Consider the following 16455-nt stretch of genomic DNA (forward strand, 5'->3'; position numbering starts at 1 on the left):
GCCAAGGACGGTGAAGATTTCTAAAACCCGGTACCCAGTGGACCGTAAGGCTGCTCCGCTTAAGTGAACAGCATTACGACGCGTTCGGGGCTTTTTGTGTGATCGGGATACCTGAGCATCCTGCGGTTATAAGCTGGAATGCTAATCCTCTGTGGGAGCCGGGCTTGCCCGCGATGAGGTTGATTAACTTTAGATCGCGCCACCCTCATCGCGGGCAAGCCCGGCTCCCACAGTAAATTGTGCTTACCGCGCGCCCTCTTACTTTCTAAACAAATGAGCATGCCCGGCGCGGTACAGCGATGACTCGCTGAATGCATCACTGGATAGCACACGGCCTACCAGAATCAATGCCGTGCGGCGAAAGCCTTTTTCTTCGACCCTGGTTTCAATATCCGCCAGCGTGCCAATCACCCAGTCCTGATCCGGCCAACTGGCGCGATGCACCACTGCGATCGGGCAATCTGCTCCGTAGTGCGGTATCAGTTCAGCAACTATTTTCGGCAGGTTGCTAACCCCCAAATGAATCGCCATGGTCGCCCTGTGGCGGGCCAGATCGGCCAGGGCTTCGCCTTCTGGCATTGACGTCTTGTCTGCGTAACGGGTCAGGATCACCGTTTGGGAAATATCCGGCAGCGTCAGCTCGGTCTCCAGCAGCGCAGCGCAGGCCGCAGTAGCCGTAACGCCGGGGATAATCTCGAACGGAATGCCCAACTCACGCAAGTGGCGAATCTGCTCGCCAATCGCTCCATACAGGCTCGGGTCACCGGAGTGTACACGGGCCACATCCTGGCCTTGCTCATGAGCCGCTTTCATCAAGGCAATGATCTGCTCCAGGTGCAGTTCGGCACTGTTGCTTACCTGAACCGCCTGATGACCCTCCAGAACGGCAGCAGGCACCAGCGAGCCTGCATAGATGATCACCGGGCAACTGCGGATCAATCGTTGGCCCTTGACCGTGATCAGCTCAGGATCGCCGGGACCTGCGCCGATGAAAAAGACCGTCATGAAGACTCCAGATGTGTAGGGGCAAAAATCGCGATTATCAGCGAATTGACAGGCTGATGGCCAAAGCAAACGTGGCTTGAGAAGATTTCTGGCGGGGGATCAGCAGCTCGGCCGTCCCTGATTGGCTTGCCAGCGCCAGCGCTGAGCTTTCTGCGATGCCATAGCAGCCGGTGTGATCATAGGCGATTTGGGAGCGATGGCTAAGCTGCGGTTCGTAAGCGGCCAATTGTTCGGCGTTGAAGAAACTCAACGGCAAATCAAGCTGATTCGCGAGCTCCAGCAGTCCTGGCTCTCGGCTTTTCAAATCTATGGAAGCGAGGGCGCTGATGTCTTTAAGGCGCAGATTATGACTTTCAAGGCTGCGCTCGATCAGTTCCAGCAGTGCGCCCGCAGAGCAGTCGCGCTGGCAACCGAGGCCGACCACCAGGGTCGGACGCTTGTTATCAAGCAAAATATTACTCACTGAATTGAAATGCTTTTCTGCAGGCGGTCGCCCGGTGGCTCTGATACAGCGCTGCCGAGCAGCAAACGGGTGATCCTGGAGCCAACTTGTTGGCGAGACGTCGGACCTGCATCGTCAGAAATTCCGCTTCGCCAACAAGTTAGCTCCTACCGGTCAAATGTTTGCTGCGCGACAGCGTATGTCAAAGTTGCTCAAGGTCACGCTTGGTCCTGCTCAGGATTGTTACGACGGAACAGCCATGTGCTGATCAGCCCCATGGCGATCCAGAACACTGCGTTGGTCAGCAGCGAAGCCATCACGAATTGCGACTCCAGCGCCTCAGGTGCCAGGCTCTCGTGGGTTTCAGGCTGCGGTGCACCAATGAGATGAGGCACTACCAGAATCGCCACGCCCAAGGCTTTCAATAGCCAGTTCTGCGCAAACACGATCAGCGCGAGCGCGACAGCCGTCGAGGCCGCGGTGCCAATCCACCAGATTTGTCGCTGATTGAGGTCCGCTGCAGCGGTGCCCGGCAGCTCGGGCGGCAGGCCCAAAGTTGGCGCCAGAGTAAACACCGCAAAGCCGGCCAGCCCCCAGAACAGGCCTTGCGAAGTCTTGCCAGGCGCTCGCAACGTGTACAACGCGGCCAGCATTAGTGCGAAACCGACGGCGACCACCAGATTGCCCCCGGTGGTCGACACGATGCGCTGCCAGCCGTCTTCCGGCGACCAGGCTTCATCATCATGCACGTGACCAGCGGGTGCGGCTTCGCCATGTGAATGCTCATGAACCTGCTCGGCAGGCGCATTCTCGTAGGTTTCGGCTTGCAGGATCAACGGCGTGATCCAGAAACTTTGCAGCAGGGTCAACAGCAGGGCGGCGAACAGGCCGGTGAACCCGGCCGTTTGAGCGATTCGCTTGAACATGGCGTCAGGTCTCAATGGCAAGGGAAGGCGGCGCTGTGCCGGGTGTCGTGAGCGGCATTGTGGACCGCTTCGATATGCGAGAACCCGGCAAAATAGACCAGGCAGGCGCCAAGAATGGCTGCGCTGATGGCGGCGGTCAGACGTTGGCTCTGGGTAGTTGCAGTGTTGGCGGAATGGCTGGTTGTACTGATCGACATGGCGCTTCCCTCTTGATGTCGGCAAGCAGGCATGCGCAGCACTATCCCACTGACGAATATCAGGGGAGTGCAACTGCGCCCGCCCACCGCGGGTTCGTTATTTGTTTCATGTCGGGCCGGTCTCCGGGCTTGCGAGGGGTTGAGCGCTGAATGGCGCCGACCTGCAAGAATCGCCTTCCCATGCCGTGATGCGCACAGTGGATCTGATTCTTCGCTCGCTTACCGTTGCGGGGGCAGCGCCGGACTTGCACAGACCAGAGGTCTGAACTCACCGGTTTCCCGTTTCACCCCGTGAGGGGCACCCGTAACAAGGCATGTAGGAGAGCATGCGCCTGCGTGGAACGTCAATCAGTTGATTGACCTGCCCGCAGTCACTGCGTAGCCTTGCGGGTTCGAGGTTCTCCAGTCTATCTGCGGGTCAGACGATTTGGAGCTAAGACGGGAACGCGGTAATGCCGCGGCTGCCCCCGCAACTGTAAGCGGTGCTGATTTATCGCACGGTCATTGCACTCTCTGTACAGCCACTGCCCGTCAAGGGCGGGAAGGCGCAATGACTGCCCTGGAAGCTTTCCATGGGTACCGCAAGCCAGGAGACCTGCCTCGATTCGGGCCTTGAGCCCGACGAATTCTCACTACAACCGGGCGGGGTGATCCGGTGGCGAATCGTATCTCTGTGGCTACACATCTGTGGCTACACAGGGTTTTCGTCCCGCTTGCCCGCCGTATTGCCAAAGGGCATCCGATGAAAACACTGGCCAAACTTCCCGTCACTATCGTTACCGGCTTCCTCGGTTCGGGCAAAACCACCTTGCTGCGCCATATGCTGGATAACGCGGAAGGTCGACGGATTGCGGTTATCGTCAATGAGTTCGGCGAGCTGGGCATCGACGGCGAAATCCTCAAACAATGCACCATTGGCTGCACTGAAGAAGAGGCGGTTGGCCGCGTTTATGAGCTGGCCAACGGCTGTCTTTGTTGCACTGTGCAGGAAGAGTTCTTCCCGGTCATGCGTGAACTGGTTGCGCGTCGTGGCGATCTGGATCACATCCTCATCGAAACTTCCGGTCTGGCCCTGCCAAAGCCACTGGTACAAGCCTTCCAGTGGCCGGAAATTCGCAATGCCTGCACCGTCGATGCGGTAATTACTGTTGTCGACAGTCCGGCAGTACTTGCAGGTACGTTTGCTGCATTCCCTGATCAGGTCGACGCTCAGCGCAAGCTCGATCCGAACCTGGATCATGAGTCGCCATTGCATGAGCTGTTCGCCGATCAACTGGCCAGCGCCGATCTGGTCATCCTCAACAAGTCCGACATGATGGACGCGGCCGGTCTGGCTGCGGTGCGCGCTGAAGTCTCCGAAGAGCTGCCGCCTGCGGTCAAAGTCATCGAAGCCAGCAGCGGTCGTCTGCCGATCAATGTCTTGCTGGGGTTGGGGGCTGAATCCGAGCAGCATATCGATGGCCGCAAGACCCATCACGATCACCACGAAGGCGATGATCATGATGACCACGACCATGACGCGTTCGACTCCATTTCCATCAAGCTGCCTCAATCCGAAGAAACCCTGCTGCTTGCCGCGCTGACCCAACTGGTCGTGCAGCACGGCATCTTGCGGGTCAAGGGTTTCGCGGCCATTGCCGGCAAACCGATGCGCTTGCTGATTCAGGGTGTAGGCACGCGTTTCGACAAACACTTCGACCGCGCCTGGAGTGCTGATGAAGAGCGTGCCACTCACCTGGTGCTGATCGGTCAGAAGCTTGATTCTGCGGCACTTGAATCCCAACTGCGCGCTGCGCTAGCGGACTGACCCATGCACCTGTTGAGAACCCAGCCCGGTGGTTTTGTACCGGACGACAGCATTGCCGACCTCGGACAAACCCCCGCCGAGCTGGTGATTCTCTGCAGTGGCGATTCCAGCCTGGCATTGCTCGCCGAAGCGGCGCAGCAATTGCCGGACGATTACCCGAGCTTGCGTCTGGCTAACCCGATGCAGGTTCAGAACCATGCTTCCGTCGACCTCTATTTCGATGAAGTGCTGCGCCACGCCAAGGTCATTCTGATTTCTCTGCACGGCGGGATAGGCTATTGGCGCTACGGTGCTGAGCGACTCATGGAGCTCGCAGCCCGCGGCGTGCAGGTGATCATGGTGCCGGGCTGTGATCGCCATGACCCCGAGCTGACTGAGCGCAGCACCGCACCCGCTGAGGATTGCCACCGGTTATGGCAGTTTCTGCGTCAGGGTGGCATGTACAACGCGCTGGAGTTCTACCGTTGCATCGCGAATCGCCTGCTGGATCGGGATTACGCCTGGTCCGAGCCCAAAGCATTGCCGCGTACTGCGGTTTACCACCCGAAAGGCGTCAGTGCCGATCCTGAAATATGGTTCGCCGACTGGGTGCCGGATCAGCCAGTCGCAGCGCTGCTGTTCTATCGCTCGCACCTGCAGGCTGCCAATACCGCGTTCATCGATGTGTTTTGCGCCCGTTTGCAGGCTCAAGGCTTGAATCCTTTGCCCATCGCCGTAGCCAGCTTAAAGGAAGCGGGCTGCATGACGGTGGTCGAAGACTGGCTGGACGAGGTCAGGGTTGAGCTGATCCTCAACACCACCGGTTTTGCTCAGTCCAGCCCGGAAACGCCGCATTTGCGGCCATTCCGGCGTAACATCCCGGTGATTCAGGCGATTTGCGCTCAGGATAACGAACCTGGCTGGCGGGCCAGCGAGCAAGGTCTGGGTGCTCGGGATCTGGCGATGCACATCGCGTTGCCCGAACTGGACGGGCGAATCATCAGTCGGCCGGTCAGCTTCAAGGATCTGGCCTGGCACAGTGAGCGCAGTCAGTCGGATGTGGTCTGCTATCGCCCGCAACCCGAGCGCATGGACTTTGTTGCCGAACTGGCGCGTCGCTGGATATTGCTCGGGCGCTTGCCTAATGCTGACAAGCGCGTTGCGTTGATTCTCGCCAATTACCCCACGCGCGACGGGCGAATCGGCAATGGTGTCGGCCTCGATACGCCAGCGGCGGCGCTGAACATCCTGCGAGCCATGCAGGGGGAGGGTTATCCGGTTGCCGAATTGCCGGACACCGGTACTGAGTTGATCCACCAGTTGCTCGGTGGCGTCACCAATGATCTGGACAGCATCGACCTTCGTCCCTGCCACCAAAGCCTGGCGCTCGACGAGTATACCGCTGCGTTTGAGCAACTGCCTCTGGCCAACCGTGAAGCGGTGATTGCACGCTGGGGCGCGCCGGATAAAGACCCGATGTTCCGCAATGGACGGATGATGATTGCCGGGATCAGGTTTGGCCTGACCTTCGTTGGCATTCAACCAGCACGGGGTTATCAAGTGGACGCCAGCGCGGTTTATCACGACCCGGACCTGGTCCCGCCCCATGGTTATCTGGCGTTCTATTTCTGGCTGCGCAAAGCCTATGGCGCCCATGCCGTGGTGCATGTGGGCAAACACGGCAATCTGGAATGGCTGCCGGGCAAGGGCGTCGGTCTGTCGGAGACCTGCTGGCCGGATGCGATTCTCGGCGCGATGCCTAATATCTACCCGTTCATCGTCAACGATCCGGGCGAGGGCGCCCAGGCCAAGCGCCGCACCCAGGCCGTGATCATCGATCACCTGATGCCGCCGCTGACCCGTGCTGAAACCTATGGGCCGTTGCGTAACCTGGAGTTGCTGGCGGACGAGTACTACGAAGCCCAACTGCTCGATCCGCGTCGTGCCCTGGAGCTGCAACGCGACATCCTCAAACTGGTCCGCGAAACTCAAATCGATCGTGAGCTGGCGCTGGGTGATGCCTTAAAGGATGACGATGCGGCGACATGGTTGCCACGGCTGGACACCTATCTGTGTGATTTGAAGGAATCGCAGATTCGCGACGGTCTGCATATCTTTGGTGAGTCTCCCGCCGGCCGTCTGCGCATCGATACCTTGCTGGCGTTGTTGCGCATCCCGCGAGGTGACGGTCGCGGTGCGCAGTCGAGTCTGCTGCGTGCCTTGAGCAAAGCCTTCGAGCTGGGTTTTGATCCACTGGATTGCGAACTTGCTGAACCCTGGCTTTCTGCCAGACCTGAAGCGCTGCTCGCTGTCAGCACTGATCCATGGCGCACGGCGGGTGATACCCGTGAGCGTCTTGAGCTTTACGCTGCGTGGTTGATCGAACAGGTTGTCAGTAATACTGAATTTAGTATTCCCTTTGAAAACAAAGATCTACTGGATATTGTTAATAATCTTAAAGAGGTTGTGGCGCCGCGACTCGACGCCTGCGGCCCGGGAGAAATCCAGGGCTTACTGGACGCCTTAAGCGGACGTTTCGTGCCAGCGGGCCCAAGCGGCGCGCCGAGTCGCGGGCGTATAGACGTGCTGCCCACCGGGCGAAACTTCTTCTCGGTCGATGTGCGAAATCTGCCTACCACCACAGCGTGGCGCATCGGGTTCCAGTCAGCAAATCTTTTGCTGGAGAGGCACTTACAAGACAATGGTGATCATTTACGTCAGCTTGGTCTGTCGGTGTGGGGCACCGCAACCATGCGTACTGGCGGAGACGATATTGCTCAGGCCATGGCGTTGATGGGTGTAAGGCCGGTCTGGGCCACTGGCAGTCAGCGCGTTGATGACTTCGAAATTCTGCCATTGAGCTTGCTGGATCGGCCGCGGGTTGACGTGACGCTGCGAGTCTCCGGTTTTTTCCGCGATGCTTTCGCCAATCTGATCCGGCTGTTCGACGCTGCGGTACAAGCCGTGGCGGCACTGGACGAGCCCGACGATATGAATCCGTTGGCCGCCAAAGTTCGCGAAGAGCGTGCCGCCTTGTTGAGCACTGGCGTCACCGATGATGACGCTGCGCGTCAGGCAGGCTGGCGTATCTTCGGTGCCAAGCCTGGGGCTTACGGTGCGGGTGTGCAGGGCGCGATCGACGGTCGCCTCTGGCAGAGTCGGGATGATCTGGCCGAGGTTTATCTGAATTGGGGCGGTTACGCCTATGGTGCCGCCGATGAGGGCACGCCTGCGCGGGAGCGCTTTGCAAAACGCTTGTCGCAAGTTCAGGCGGTAGTGCAGAACCAGGACAACCGCGAGCACGACCTGCTCGACTCGAACGACTACTACCAGTTTCAAGGTGGCATGCTTGCAGCCGCCGAGAGCCTCAGCGGCCAGAAGACTGCCAGCTATCATGGCGATCATAGCCAGCCAGACTTGCCGAAGATCCGGACGCTGAAGGAAGAGCTGAACCGGGTCATCCGCTCCCGCGCGGCTAATCCGAAATGGATCGACGGCGTCAAACGCCATGGTTACAAAGGGGCCTTCGAGATGGCCGCCACCGTGGACTTCCTGTTCGCGTTCGACGCCACCACCGAACTGATTGACGATCACCAATACGCACTGTTGGCCGATGCCTATTTGCTGGACGCGTCGACCCGGGAATTCATTCAGCAGCACAACCCTGACGCCTTGCGGGACATGACCGAACGCATGCTTGAAGCGCAACAGCGCGGCTTATGGCAGGAACCGGGTAATTACCGTGACGCGCTGGAAAGCCTGTTGCTGGACATAGAAGAGAGCTGATGACGTTGCCTGACGAGACTTTGAGCGATACCCCGCATTTCCCGCTGGCCGCCGTTGTGGGGGCTGACGAACTGAAATTGGCGCTGTGCCTGACCGCCATCGACCCGAAAATCGGCGGTGTGCTGATCGAGGGGCCGCGTGGCATGGCGAAATCGACCCTGGCGCGTGGTCTGGCCGATTTGCTGGCCAGCGGTCAGTTCGTCACCTTGCCGCTCGGCGCCACTGAAGAGCGGCTGGTGGGCACGCTGGATCTTGAAGCCGCGTTGGGCGCAGGCCGAGCCGAGTTTTCACCAGGCGTGCTGGCCAAGGCCGACGGCGGCGTGCTGTATGTCGATGAAGTGAATCTGCTGGCGGATCACCTGGTTGACCTGCTGCTGGACGTTGCGGCCAGTGGCGTCAATCAGGTAGAGCGTGACGGTATTTCCCATCGCCACCCCGCGCGATTCGTGTTGATTGGCACCATGAACCCGGAGGAAGGCGAACTGCGTCCTCAACTGCTGGATCGCTTTGGCCTGAACGTGGCATTGAGCGGGCAGACCTTGCCGACCGAGCGCGGGCAAATCATCCGCCGCCGTCTGGACTTCGACAGCGACCCGCAGGCCTTTTGCGCGCAGTGGAGTGAGCAACAACAGGCGCTAAAGCTGCGCTGCGAACAGGCACGCAAGGTTCTGGGCAACATCGAGCTGGATGATCAGTCACTCACGGTCATCACCGAGCGCTGTTTTGCGGCGGGTGTCGATGGCATGCGCGCTGATCTGGTCTGGCTGCGCGCCGCCCGTGCCCATGCGGCATGGCGCGGTGTGTCAGCGATTGAAAATCAGGACATTGACGCCGTGGCAGAGTTTGCCTTGCGTCACCGACGCCGTAATTCTTCTCAAGAACAGCCGCCTCCCCAGGATCAGCAGCCGCAACAACCTGCATCGCAGCAAAATCCGTCAACTCCCGAACCACAGTCCGCGCCGGATCAGGGGCAGGGCAGTTGGGGGGAATTGCCTGCGCAGGCCATGCAGACAGGCGCTCGTCGCGAAGTGCCGAGCTGGCCAAAAAAGCCCTAGGCATCCGTCCTCGCACTGTTCCGGGGATGGATGCCAAGCCCCGGCGCGGTAAAGCTCCCGGTGGTCGAACTGGCGCGTTGCGCAGCGGTGCCGACGGAGCCATTGCCTGGTTGCCGACGCTGTTACGCGGGCGGCCCAAGGTTCGCGCCGATCTGATCCGTCAACCCAGAAGTCAGCAGCCCGGTGAGTTGTGGCTGGTGATCGTCGACGCCTCGGCCTCGACCAGGCGCCATCAGGCCTTGGGCCGGGCTAAAGGGTTGTTGGCTCAACTGTTCGACGACGCTTACCGTCGTCGTGTACGTCTGGCGTTGCTGACGGCGAACGGCAACACGCCGCGCTGGCAACATCAGGGCCTCAAGGCATCCCGTGCATTACAGCCCTGGCTGGACGAACTGGGGGCAGGTGGTGGCACGCCATTAATCGATGCGTTTGATCAGGCACGCCAGTGGCTGGATAGACGCAAGAAGCAGCATCCTGCCGAGAAGCAGCACCTTCTGGTCATGACGGACGGACGGGTCAAGGATTCAGGCGGGTTACCGCCATTCAACTGCCCGGGCCTGCTGATCGATATCGAAAGCGGACCGATCCGCCTGGGAAGGGCACAGCAGATGGCACAGAGCCTGGGCGTTGAGTATCAGCACATTGATGAGCTGAAGGCTCGTTAGGCAGAGACCTGCCGAACAGCTGGAATGCGGCCTGTGTAACTTGCTCTATGCCCTGACACAGCGCCGTCGCGAAGCAAACATTTGACCTGTAGAGCGACCGGGGTGGCGTTCCACCTTGCCCGCGACTCGGTCTGTCAGTCGATGAATTTATCGCCTGTGCTGACGCGATCGCGGGCAAGCGCGCTACTACAGAAAAGCATTTCGAATAAGGTGACTGCGTTGACTTCAGGCAGGCATGGTCCACGGCTCGAGGCGGTGGCCTTCGTTGCTGATTTCAGCACGGGCCAGTTCGAGTTCGTTGGCCAGGCGCTTGGCATCGGAGTAAGTGCTGCGCGCGATCTGGCGGCGGCCAATACGATTGCTGGTACGGTCGATGACCGTCAGGCTCAGCTCGCCGTTACCGTCTTGCGGTGCCCAGGCGACGCATTGGAAAGGTTCAAAAGCGTGTCCAGCGATCAAGAGTGCATCGTTGAAGCGCAGTGGGGCGTTCATGGTTATTTCCTCAAGTGCCCATATCAAAATTGTGCGCTGTCGGTTGGGCTTACCGTTCAGCGGGTTACTTGTGTTGATGACACTCGATAGCTGTCAAGTCACACAGGTCGCCGATTATTTTCAGATTTTTTTGACTGCCCCCTGTGTTCACCGTGCGCAAAGCTGAAGTTCGACGAATATTCCAGCACAGCCGCACGGTCCGGAAATATCCACTCTGCGGACCATCAACGGCTAATTACCTTTCGATCTGGCCCCTATAGTCAATCGGTCCAAGCGACTGTCAAAAATTTGCTAACGTTCAAATCAATATCCTCAACTGACTGTTTATAAAATGATTTTATAAACATGATTATCAAATCGCAGCGCCAAGGAATCCCCATGCATGAATCGGCACCACCACTGCGACGTTTGCTAATTGTTGATCCTTGTGATGATTGTCATCAGCTCATTCCCGTTCTGCGCGCCGCTGGCTGGGATGTCGACAGCAGTACCGTTGAAGCCGCGGTTAGTCGTAGTTGCGATGTAGGTCTGATTCGCCTGATGCCTTATCACTTTGAGCACCCGGAAGTGGTCAAGGACCTAATCACGCGCAGCCACACCGAATGGATCGCCGTATTGACCCCGGATGACCTGCGCCGGGAGAAGATCGGCGATTTTGTCTGTGAATGGTTTTTTGACTTCCATACCTTGCCGTTCGATGTTGCACGTATGCAGGTCACGCTGGGGCGCGCCTATGGCATGGCGCGTTTGAGGGCTCAGGGGGCGGTTTATGTATCAGGGCCCGATCATGAGATGCTCGGCGAAAGTCGCCCCATCCGTGAATTACGCAGGCTGCTGAGCAAATTGGCGCCTACCGAATCGCCAGTGCTGATACGTGGCGAGCCCGGTACTGGCAAGGAGCTGGTGGCGCGCACTCTGCATACCCAGTCCCATCGGCGCAGCAAGCCATTCATTGCGATCAACTGCGCCACGACCCCCGAGCACCTGCTTCAGGGCGAATTATTCGGCTACGAGAAAGGCGCGTTCGAAGGGGCCAATGAACTGAAAATTGGCTGCATCGAGGCAGCCGATGGCGGCACGTTGTTTCTCGATGAAATCGGGGACTTGCCGATGGAGCTGCAGGCCAGTCTGCTGCGCTTTCTTCAGGACAAACAGGTTGAGCGCGTGGGAGGAAGAGAAGCCATCGTTGTGGATGTCAGGGTGCTGGCCGCAACCCACGTTGATCTCGAGTCCGCCATTCGCAAAAAACGCTTCCGCGAAGACCTGTATTACCGCCTGAATGTGCTTCAGGTTGGCACGGCACCGTTACGCGAGCGACACGGTGATCTGGCATTGCTGGCCAATCACTTTGCGCACTTTTACAGCCAGGAAACCGGTAGGCGCGTGCGCAACTTCAGTCAGGATGCATTGGTTGCAATGGGCAAGCATGACTGGCCGGGTAATGTCCGGGAGCTGGCCAACCGGGTTCGCCGGGGGCTGGTGCTCGCTGAGGGGCGACAGATTGAAGCGGCTGATCTGGGATTGCTCGGTGATGACGACGTCATCAGTACGATGGGTACCCTGGATGATTACAAGTCCCGGGCAGAGCGGCAGGCGTTGTGTGATGTATTGACCCGCCATAGCGACAATTTGAGCGTTGCTGCCAAGGTGTTGGGAATTTCCCGGCCGACATTCTATCGATTGCTGCACAAGCACCAGATTCGTTGAGCTGCCGCGCACCTCAGGCGTGTTTGAGCAGTTGTTCAACTGCCGTGAAGGCTCGCTCACGACGTTGCGTCCAGTCACCGCCGATCACCTGAAAGGGTTGGTGATGCGTCTCAAGCCAGTGCCGGGTATCGCGGAAGAATGCCTGTCGTGAACTGAGCTCGGGTTGGCAGCGCTGACCATCGCCGATCCAGTCAACGCCGTCAGGATCGAGCAACAAATGCAGATCGTAATGACGAGCCAGCAGTGCATGCTCGATCCACGCAGGACAACCCCCGAATAGTGTCTGACTCCACAGAATATTGCTCAGCAGATGGGTATCAAGAATCAGCAACCCGGGTTGAGAGGCACGAGCGGCATCTTCGCTGTCCACTTGGCCTTGAGCGATTGCGGGAATATCTGCGTAGGTGGTGTCCCGCTGGTTCTGTTCGATGAAAAGCCGTACATATTCCGCCACCAGACGCCCGCCGAAGCAGCGCTGTATCTCGCCTGCCAGCCAGCTTTTGCCGCTGGACTCAGGACCTGTCAGCACAACAACTTTCATCAAGCCGCTACCTTTTCCGGAGCTAAAATGGCACCCGTTGCCGGTGCGATTGTTCTGAGTGCGGGCATTGCGATTCCTGGGAGGCCGAAAGCGGCGGCGATTGTAAGCGTATACACCGGTTAGCGCAGCGATTCAGCGAAAAAAAACGCTGATGGTTGCCACTGAAAAACGGCTTCCATTACGCCAACGGTTGCACGTCAGGCGTCAATGGCAGCGTACTGCCTGAAGGTCTGATAGGATCGCCACGCCTTGCGCAGGTTGACGGTGTAAGCGTCCGTTTTTAACGGACTTTTCACCTTTCGACGGGCATATTTGCGCGCTGTTTGAACATGACAATATCAAGAAGCCTGCTTCGAGCAATGCTTCACTTGGGGGAATGATGGATCTTTGGACCGCCGCTCAGGCATTGATTCTCGGGATTGTGGAGGGGCTGACGGAGTTCCTGCCCATTTCCAGTACCGGACACCAGATCATCGTCGCGGACTTGATCGATTTTGGTGGCGAACGGGCGATGGCCTTCAACATCATCATTCAGCTCGGCGCGATCCTCGCGGTGGTCTGGGAGTTTCGGCGCAAGATCCTTGATGTCGTGACCGGCCTGCCTAAGCAGCGTCAGGCGCAACGTTTCACGATCAATCTGCTGATCGCGTTTCTACCGGCCGTTGTGCTGGGTGTGATCTTTGCCGACTTGATTCACGAATACCTGTTCAACCCCATCACCGTGGCGACTGCCCTGGTCATTGGCGGTGTCATCATGCTTTGGGCTGAGCGCCGCGATCACGTGGTGCATGCTGAAAGCGTGGACGACATGACCTGGCGTGACGCCCTGAAAGTCGGCTGCGCCCAATGTCTGGCGATGATTCCGGGGACTTCTCGTTCCGGCTCGACGATCATTGGCGGTCTGCTGTTTGGTTTGTCGCGCAAGACCGCTACCGAGTTCTCCTTCTTCCTGGCGATGCCGACCATGGTGGGCGCTGCGGTGTATTCGGGCTTCAAATACCGGCACCTGTTCCAGCCTGCGGACTTCCCGGTATTTGCACTGGGTTTTGTGGTCTCATTCATCTTTGCCATGATCGCTGTGCGTGGGCTGCTCAAGTTCATTGCCACTCACAGCTATGCCGTGTTCGCCTGGTATCGCATCGTCTTCGGTATCCTGATTCTGGCGACCTGGCAGTTCGGCTGGATTGACTGGACCAGCGTGAACGGCTGACGAACATGGATCAGCGTATAAAATCGAACAAAACCGCAACGGCGAAACAGAATCCGTCGCGGTATCCGCGGGTGAAACTGGCGGTATTTCTTGCCGTTTGTGCGTTACCGGTGGCGGGCCTCATCTCGTTGCTGCTCAACGGGGTGTGGTTGCCCGGTGCGATCTATCTGGCGATGAGTCTGCTGGCATTCTTTCTGTACTGGCGCGACAAGCGTCATGCCAGAGCAAATGAATGGCGAACGCCGGAGAAGATCCTGCACTCAGTGGAGCTGCTGGGTGGCTGGCCGGGCGCGTTGGTGGCGCAACAGGCATTGCGTCATAAAACCCGCAAGCTGTCCTTTCAACTGGTGTTCTGGCTGATCGTTGTGTTGCACGAGGTGGTCTGGGTAGACCGCCTGCTTCTCGGCGGTAATTACCTGAGCAGGCATTTCTATTAAACAGTCACAGCTTCAAGCCGTCACAGCTTGAGAGCAACCTGCTGTTTCTTCGGCAGCTTGCTGACTACCAGTTGATGGGATCGAGTCAGCAGCTCGCGCAATTCCTCATCGCTCAAGGAGTAGGGCGTGGCGACGCTGATCCAGTAAGCCCGCGCCAGATACGGCGCGGGACGAACGCCTGGCCTGTCGACATACCCGAGGAACAGATCGGGGCCTACCTTGAATGACAAGCCTTTGCCAGCCAGGTCCATCACCGCAAACATCTTGTTGCCAGCGACCGAAAACACCCGTGTGCCGCCCCATTTGTAATCTTCCCGAGTGCCCGGCAGTTGCAGGCAAAACCCGGCGACATCTTCAGTGTTCATTGGTCTGCTCCGTTGTCTTCAGAACATCGCTCCAGAGCGGTTCGTTTTTGAATGCAAGGCTGACGTGTTCGATCCACGCGCGCACGGCGGGGAGCATGCCTCGGCGCTGCGTGTACGCGGCCTGAACATTGCCGCTAGGCAGCGACCAGTCGGGTAACAGGCGGATCAACTGACCACTCGCAAGCTCTTCGTGGCAGTTCATCAGCGGCAGCAATGTGATGCCCAGGCCCTGTACGGCTGCATTCTTGCGAATAGGAAAGTCATCCACCACCAGACGCGGCTCAATGGCCACCTCGCAACGCTCGCCATGGCTGTGCAGCAACTGAAAATGCACTTTGCGATCCGCCTCGATGGCGCCTAATGCCAGCAAGCTGCCAAGGTCCTGAGGGTGCGTGATGCTGCGTCCGCTGATTAATGCAGGGGAAGCTACCAGTACGGTGCGGGCGGGGTACAGCTGCCGGACAATCAGGCTCGGATCTTCATCGCCAATGTCGCGGACCCGCAGCGCTACATCAATGCCCTCATTCACCAGATCAACCCGGCGATTCACCAGAATCAACTCCAGTTGCACCAGCGGGTGGCGGATCAGGAATTCATTGACCACCCCGGACAGGTTCCAGTGTGTCATCCCCACCGGGCAAGACACCCGCAAACGCCCTCGGGGCTCAGCCGAAAGCGACGCAACGGCTTCGTCGGCCATTTCCGCTTCCAGCAACATCGCCTGACAGTGGCTCAGGTAACGTTCACCCACAGCGGTCAACGCCAGTTTGCGCGTGGTGCGCTGCAGCAGGCTCACGCCCAGACGCAGCTCAAGCTCGGCAATGCGCCGGGACAGGCGGGATTTAGGGATGCCCAGCAGACGTCCGGCAGCCGCGAAACCGCCGAATTCCACCACTTTGGCGAAGTAATAAAGATCGTTGAGGTCTTGCATGCTTAAACTAATTGTCCTGTGTGTAGAACGAACTATCGCATTTATGCCGACTAATCAGCGATTGGATTGCGCTGTAGGATTATCCCCGCTTGATCGCCAGCTGGCGACTTTTCAATTGGGAAGCACGTTATGAAACTTTTGCACATCGATTCCAGCATCCTCGGCGATCACTCCGCGTCTCGCCAGCTCAGCCGCAACGTTGTTGAAGCATTCACCGCTGTAGAGCAGAACGCACAGGTAACTTACCGCGATCTGGCCAGCGATTCTCTGAACCACTTTTCCCCGGCAACACTTGCCGCTGCGGGAACCCCTGAAGAAGGCCGTGATGCCGCGCAGAAGCAGGAAGTGGCTAACAACGAGCAAATTCTGCAGGAATTCCTCGACGCTGATGTGGTTGTGATTGGTGCGCCGGTTTACAACTTCACACTGCCTACGCAGCTCAAAGCCTGGATTGATCGCATCGCAGTTGCCGGTCGTACGTTTCGCTACACCGAAACCGGCCCTGAAGGTCTGGCTGGCGGCAAGCAGGTAATCATCGTTTCCACTGCCGGTGGCGTGCACGTTGGCCAGCCGACCAGCGTGGGTCATGAGGACTACCTCAAGGTTCTGTTCGGTTTCATTGGCGTGACTGATTTGAAATTCGTCTTCGCTCATGGTCTGGCTTACGGCGACGAACCACGTGCCAATGCGCTGACTGCTGCGCAAAAGCAGATCAAAGAAGAGCTGTTCGCGACGGCCTGATGGCGTCGGCGGGTCTGACGACTGCGCCTGCCACAGGCTTGCAAAAAAACTCCGGCGTCCATTGGGCGCTGGAGTTTTTTGCGTTATGGACCACGCTGATCAAACAAAAATGCAACGTTTGCCGCCCGCGAGGCTCTTACAGCGGGTAATACATGACTCAATCGGAACA

Annotated in this window: 16 protein-coding genes and 2 riboswitches; of the genes, 8 read left to right on the forward strand and 8 right to left on the reverse strand. The window is 58.4% G+C overall.

The features are described from left to right. Positions 1–258 precede the first annotated feature (258 nt). The 4 genes from cobM to RX972_RS02230 form a co-directional block, all read right to left on the reverse strand. Positions 259–1005 carry a precorrin-4 C(11)-methyltransferase gene (cobM, locus tag RX972_RS02215; RefSeq protein ID WP_316872416.1) on the reverse strand — a complete coding sequence of 249 codons (747 nt, stop codon included), beginning with the start codon at positions 1003–1005 and terminating at the stop codon, positions 259–261. Positions 1006–1042: 37 nt separating this feature from the next. Next, a complete protein-coding gene (locus RX972_RS02220; protein ID WP_099271432.1) occupies positions 1043–1459 on the reverse strand; it encodes a cobalamin biosynthesis protein in 417 nt (138 codons plus the stop codon). 206 nt (positions 1460–1665) lie between these two features. After that, a complete protein-coding gene (locus tag RX972_RS02225; protein WP_316872417.1) occupies positions 1666–2373 on the reverse strand; it encodes a CbtA family protein in 708 nt (235 codons plus the stop codon). Positions 2374–2384: 11 nt separating this feature from the next. Then, on the reverse strand, positions 2385–2570 hold the full coding sequence (locus RX972_RS02230; RefSeq protein ID WP_122805329.1) for a CbtB domain-containing protein: 186 nt from the start codon (positions 2568–2570) through the stop codon (positions 2385–2387). A 96-nt stretch (positions 2571–2666) separates the two neighbouring features. Continuing rightward, positions 2667–2891, reverse strand: a riboswitch (cobalamin riboswitch). Positions 2892–2948: 57 nt separating this feature from the next. Continuing rightward, positions 2949–3188, forward strand: a riboswitch (cobalamin riboswitch). 124 nt (positions 3189–3312) lie between these two features. On the opposite strand from RX972_RS02230, the gene cobW reads away from it, so the two are divergent. From cobW to RX972_RS02250, 4 genes are read left to right on the forward strand one after another with little or no spacing between them, the layout of a single operon-like run. Beyond that, a complete protein-coding gene (cobW, locus tag RX972_RS02235; protein ID WP_231677712.1) occupies positions 3313–4377 on the forward strand; it encodes a cobalamin biosynthesis protein CobW in 1065 nt (354 codons plus the stop codon). A 3-nt stretch (positions 4378–4380) separates the two neighbouring features. After that, on the forward strand, positions 4381–8142 hold the full coding sequence (cobN, locus tag RX972_RS02240) for a cobaltochelatase subunit CobN (protein WP_316872418.1): 3762 nt from the start codon (positions 4381–4383) through the stop codon (positions 8140–8142). Between the two features lie 20 nt (positions 8143–8162). Beyond that, positions 8163–9197 (forward strand): ATP-binding protein, encoded by a 1035-nt coding sequence (locus RX972_RS02245; protein WP_410478187.1) that lies wholly within the window; start codon positions 8163–8165, stop codon positions 9195–9197. Positions 9198–9223: 26 nt separating this feature from the next. Further along, on the forward strand, positions 9224–9862 hold the full coding sequence (locus RX972_RS02250) for a vWA domain-containing protein (protein WP_099271305.1): 639 nt from the start codon (positions 9224–9226) through the stop codon (positions 9860–9862). A 225-nt stretch (positions 9863–10087) separates the two neighbouring features. Here the strand turns inward: RX972_RS02250 and RX972_RS02255 are convergent, their stop codons facing one another. Continuing rightward, a complete protein-coding gene (locus RX972_RS02255) occupies positions 10088–10354 on the reverse strand; it encodes a hypothetical protein (RefSeq protein WP_027901210.1) in 267 nt (88 codons plus the stop codon). A gap of 378 nt (positions 10355–10732) precedes the next feature. On the opposite strand from RX972_RS02255, the gene RX972_RS02260 reads away from it, so the two are divergent. Next, on the forward strand, positions 10733–12061 hold the full coding sequence (locus tag RX972_RS02260; protein WP_316872420.1) for a sigma-54 dependent transcriptional regulator: 1329 nt from the start codon (positions 10733–10735) through the stop codon (positions 12059–12061). Between the two features lie 13 nt (positions 12062–12074). Here RX972_RS02260 and RX972_RS02265 read toward each other — a convergent pair whose 3' ends face one another. Beyond that, positions 12075–12602 (reverse strand): AAA family ATPase, encoded by a 528-nt coding sequence (locus tag RX972_RS02265; protein ID WP_316872421.1) that lies wholly within the window; start codon positions 12600–12602, stop codon positions 12075–12077. Between the two features lie 379 nt (positions 12603–12981). On the opposite strand from RX972_RS02265, the gene RX972_RS02270 reads away from it, so the two are divergent. Both RX972_RS02270 and RX972_RS02275 read left to right on the forward strand, forming a co-directional pair. Continuing rightward, positions 12982–13812: an undecaprenyl-diphosphate phosphatase gene (locus RX972_RS02270; RefSeq protein WP_027901213.1), complete on the forward strand. Its 831-nt coding sequence runs from the start codon at positions 12982–12984 to the stop codon at positions 13810–13812. Between the two features lie 5 nt (positions 13813–13817). After that, positions 13818–14249, forward strand: coding sequence for a DUF1294 domain-containing protein (locus tag RX972_RS02275; protein WP_316872422.1), 432 nt, complete (start codon positions 13818–13820; stop codon positions 14247–14249). Positions 14250–14269: 20 nt separating this feature from the next. Here the strand turns inward: RX972_RS02275 and RX972_RS02280 are convergent, their stop codons facing one another. Further along, a complete protein-coding gene (locus RX972_RS02280; RefSeq protein ID WP_316872423.1) occupies positions 14270–14614 on the reverse strand; it encodes an MmcQ/YjbR family DNA-binding protein in 345 nt (114 codons plus the stop codon). Beyond that, on the reverse strand, positions 14604–15545 hold the full coding sequence (locus RX972_RS02285) for a LysR substrate-binding domain-containing protein (protein ID WP_099271310.1): 942 nt from the start codon (positions 15543–15545) through the stop codon (positions 14604–14606). The genes RX972_RS02280 and RX972_RS02285 overlap by 11 nt, the downstream gene beginning before the upstream one ends. 129 nt (positions 15546–15674) lie before the next feature. On the opposite strand from RX972_RS02285, the gene RX972_RS02290 reads away from it, so the two are divergent. After that, entirely contained in the window at positions 15675–16286 is a 612-nt protein-coding gene (locus RX972_RS02290; RefSeq protein WP_122398044.1) for an FMN-dependent NADH-azoreductase, read from the forward strand. The last annotated feature ends 169 nt before the right edge of the window (positions 16287–16455 follow it).

It is taken from the genome of Pseudomonas syringae group sp. J309-1 (genome assembly GCF_032582135.1).
In the GTDB taxonomy this organism is placed as follows: domain Bacteria; phylum Pseudomonadota; class Gammaproteobacteria; order Pseudomonadales; family Pseudomonadaceae; genus Aquipseudomonas; species Aquipseudomonas quasicaspiana.

Bases quoted from the DNA above. Each gene is read 5' to 3' on its own strand.
- RX972_RS02280 (WP_316872423.1), bottom strand. From the start codon at position 14,614: ATGAACACTGAAGATGTCGCCGGGTTTTGCCTGCAACTGCCGGGCACT.
- RX972_RS02260 (WP_316872420.1), top strand. From the start codon at position 10,733: ATGCATGAATCGGCACCACCACTGCGACGTTTGCTAATTGTTGATCCT.
- RX972_RS02225 (WP_316872417.1), bottom strand. From the start codon at position 2,373: ATGTTCAAGCGAATCGCTCAAACGGCCGGGTTCACCGGCCTGTTCGCC.
- RX972_RS02270 (WP_027901213.1), top strand. From the start codon at position 12,982: ATGGATCTTTGGACCGCCGCTCAGGCATTGATTCTCGGGATTGTGGAG.
- RX972_RS02275 (WP_316872422.1), top strand. From the start codon at position 13,818: ATGGATCAGCGTATAAAATCGAACAAAACCGCAACGGCGAAACAGAAT.
- RX972_RS02250 (WP_099271305.1), top strand. From the start codon at position 9,224: ATGGATGCCAAGCCCCGGCGCGGTAAAGCTCCCGGTGGTCGAACTGGC.
- cobN (WP_316872418.1), top strand. From the start codon at position 4,381: ATGCACCTGTTGAGAACCCAGCCCGGTGGTTTTGTACCGGACGACAGC.
- RX972_RS02230 (WP_122805329.1), bottom strand. From the start codon at position 2,570: ATGTCGATCAGTACAACCAGCCATTCCGCCAACACTGCAACTACCCAG.
- RX972_RS02255 (WP_027901210.1), bottom strand. From the start codon at position 10,354: ATGAACGCCCCACTGCGCTTCAACGATGCACTCTTGATCGCTGGACAC.
- RX972_RS02265 (WP_316872421.1), bottom strand. From the start codon at position 12,602: ATGAAAGTTGTTGTGCTGACAGGTCCTGAGTCCAGCGGCAAAAGCTGG.
- RX972_RS02290 (WP_122398044.1), top strand. From the start codon at position 15,675: ATGAAACTTTTGCACATCGATTCCAGCATCCTCGGCGATCACTCCGCG.
- cobW (WP_231677712.1), top strand. From the start codon at position 3,313: ATGAAAACACTGGCCAAACTTCCCGTCACTATCGTTACCGGCTTCCTC.
- RX972_RS02285 (WP_099271310.1), bottom strand. From the start codon at position 15,545: ATGCAAGACCTCAACGATCTTTATTACTTCGCCAAAGTGGTGGAATTC.
- cobM (WP_316872416.1), bottom strand. From the start codon at position 1,005: ATGACGGTCTTTTTCATCGGCGCAGGTCCCGGCGATCCTGAGCTGATC.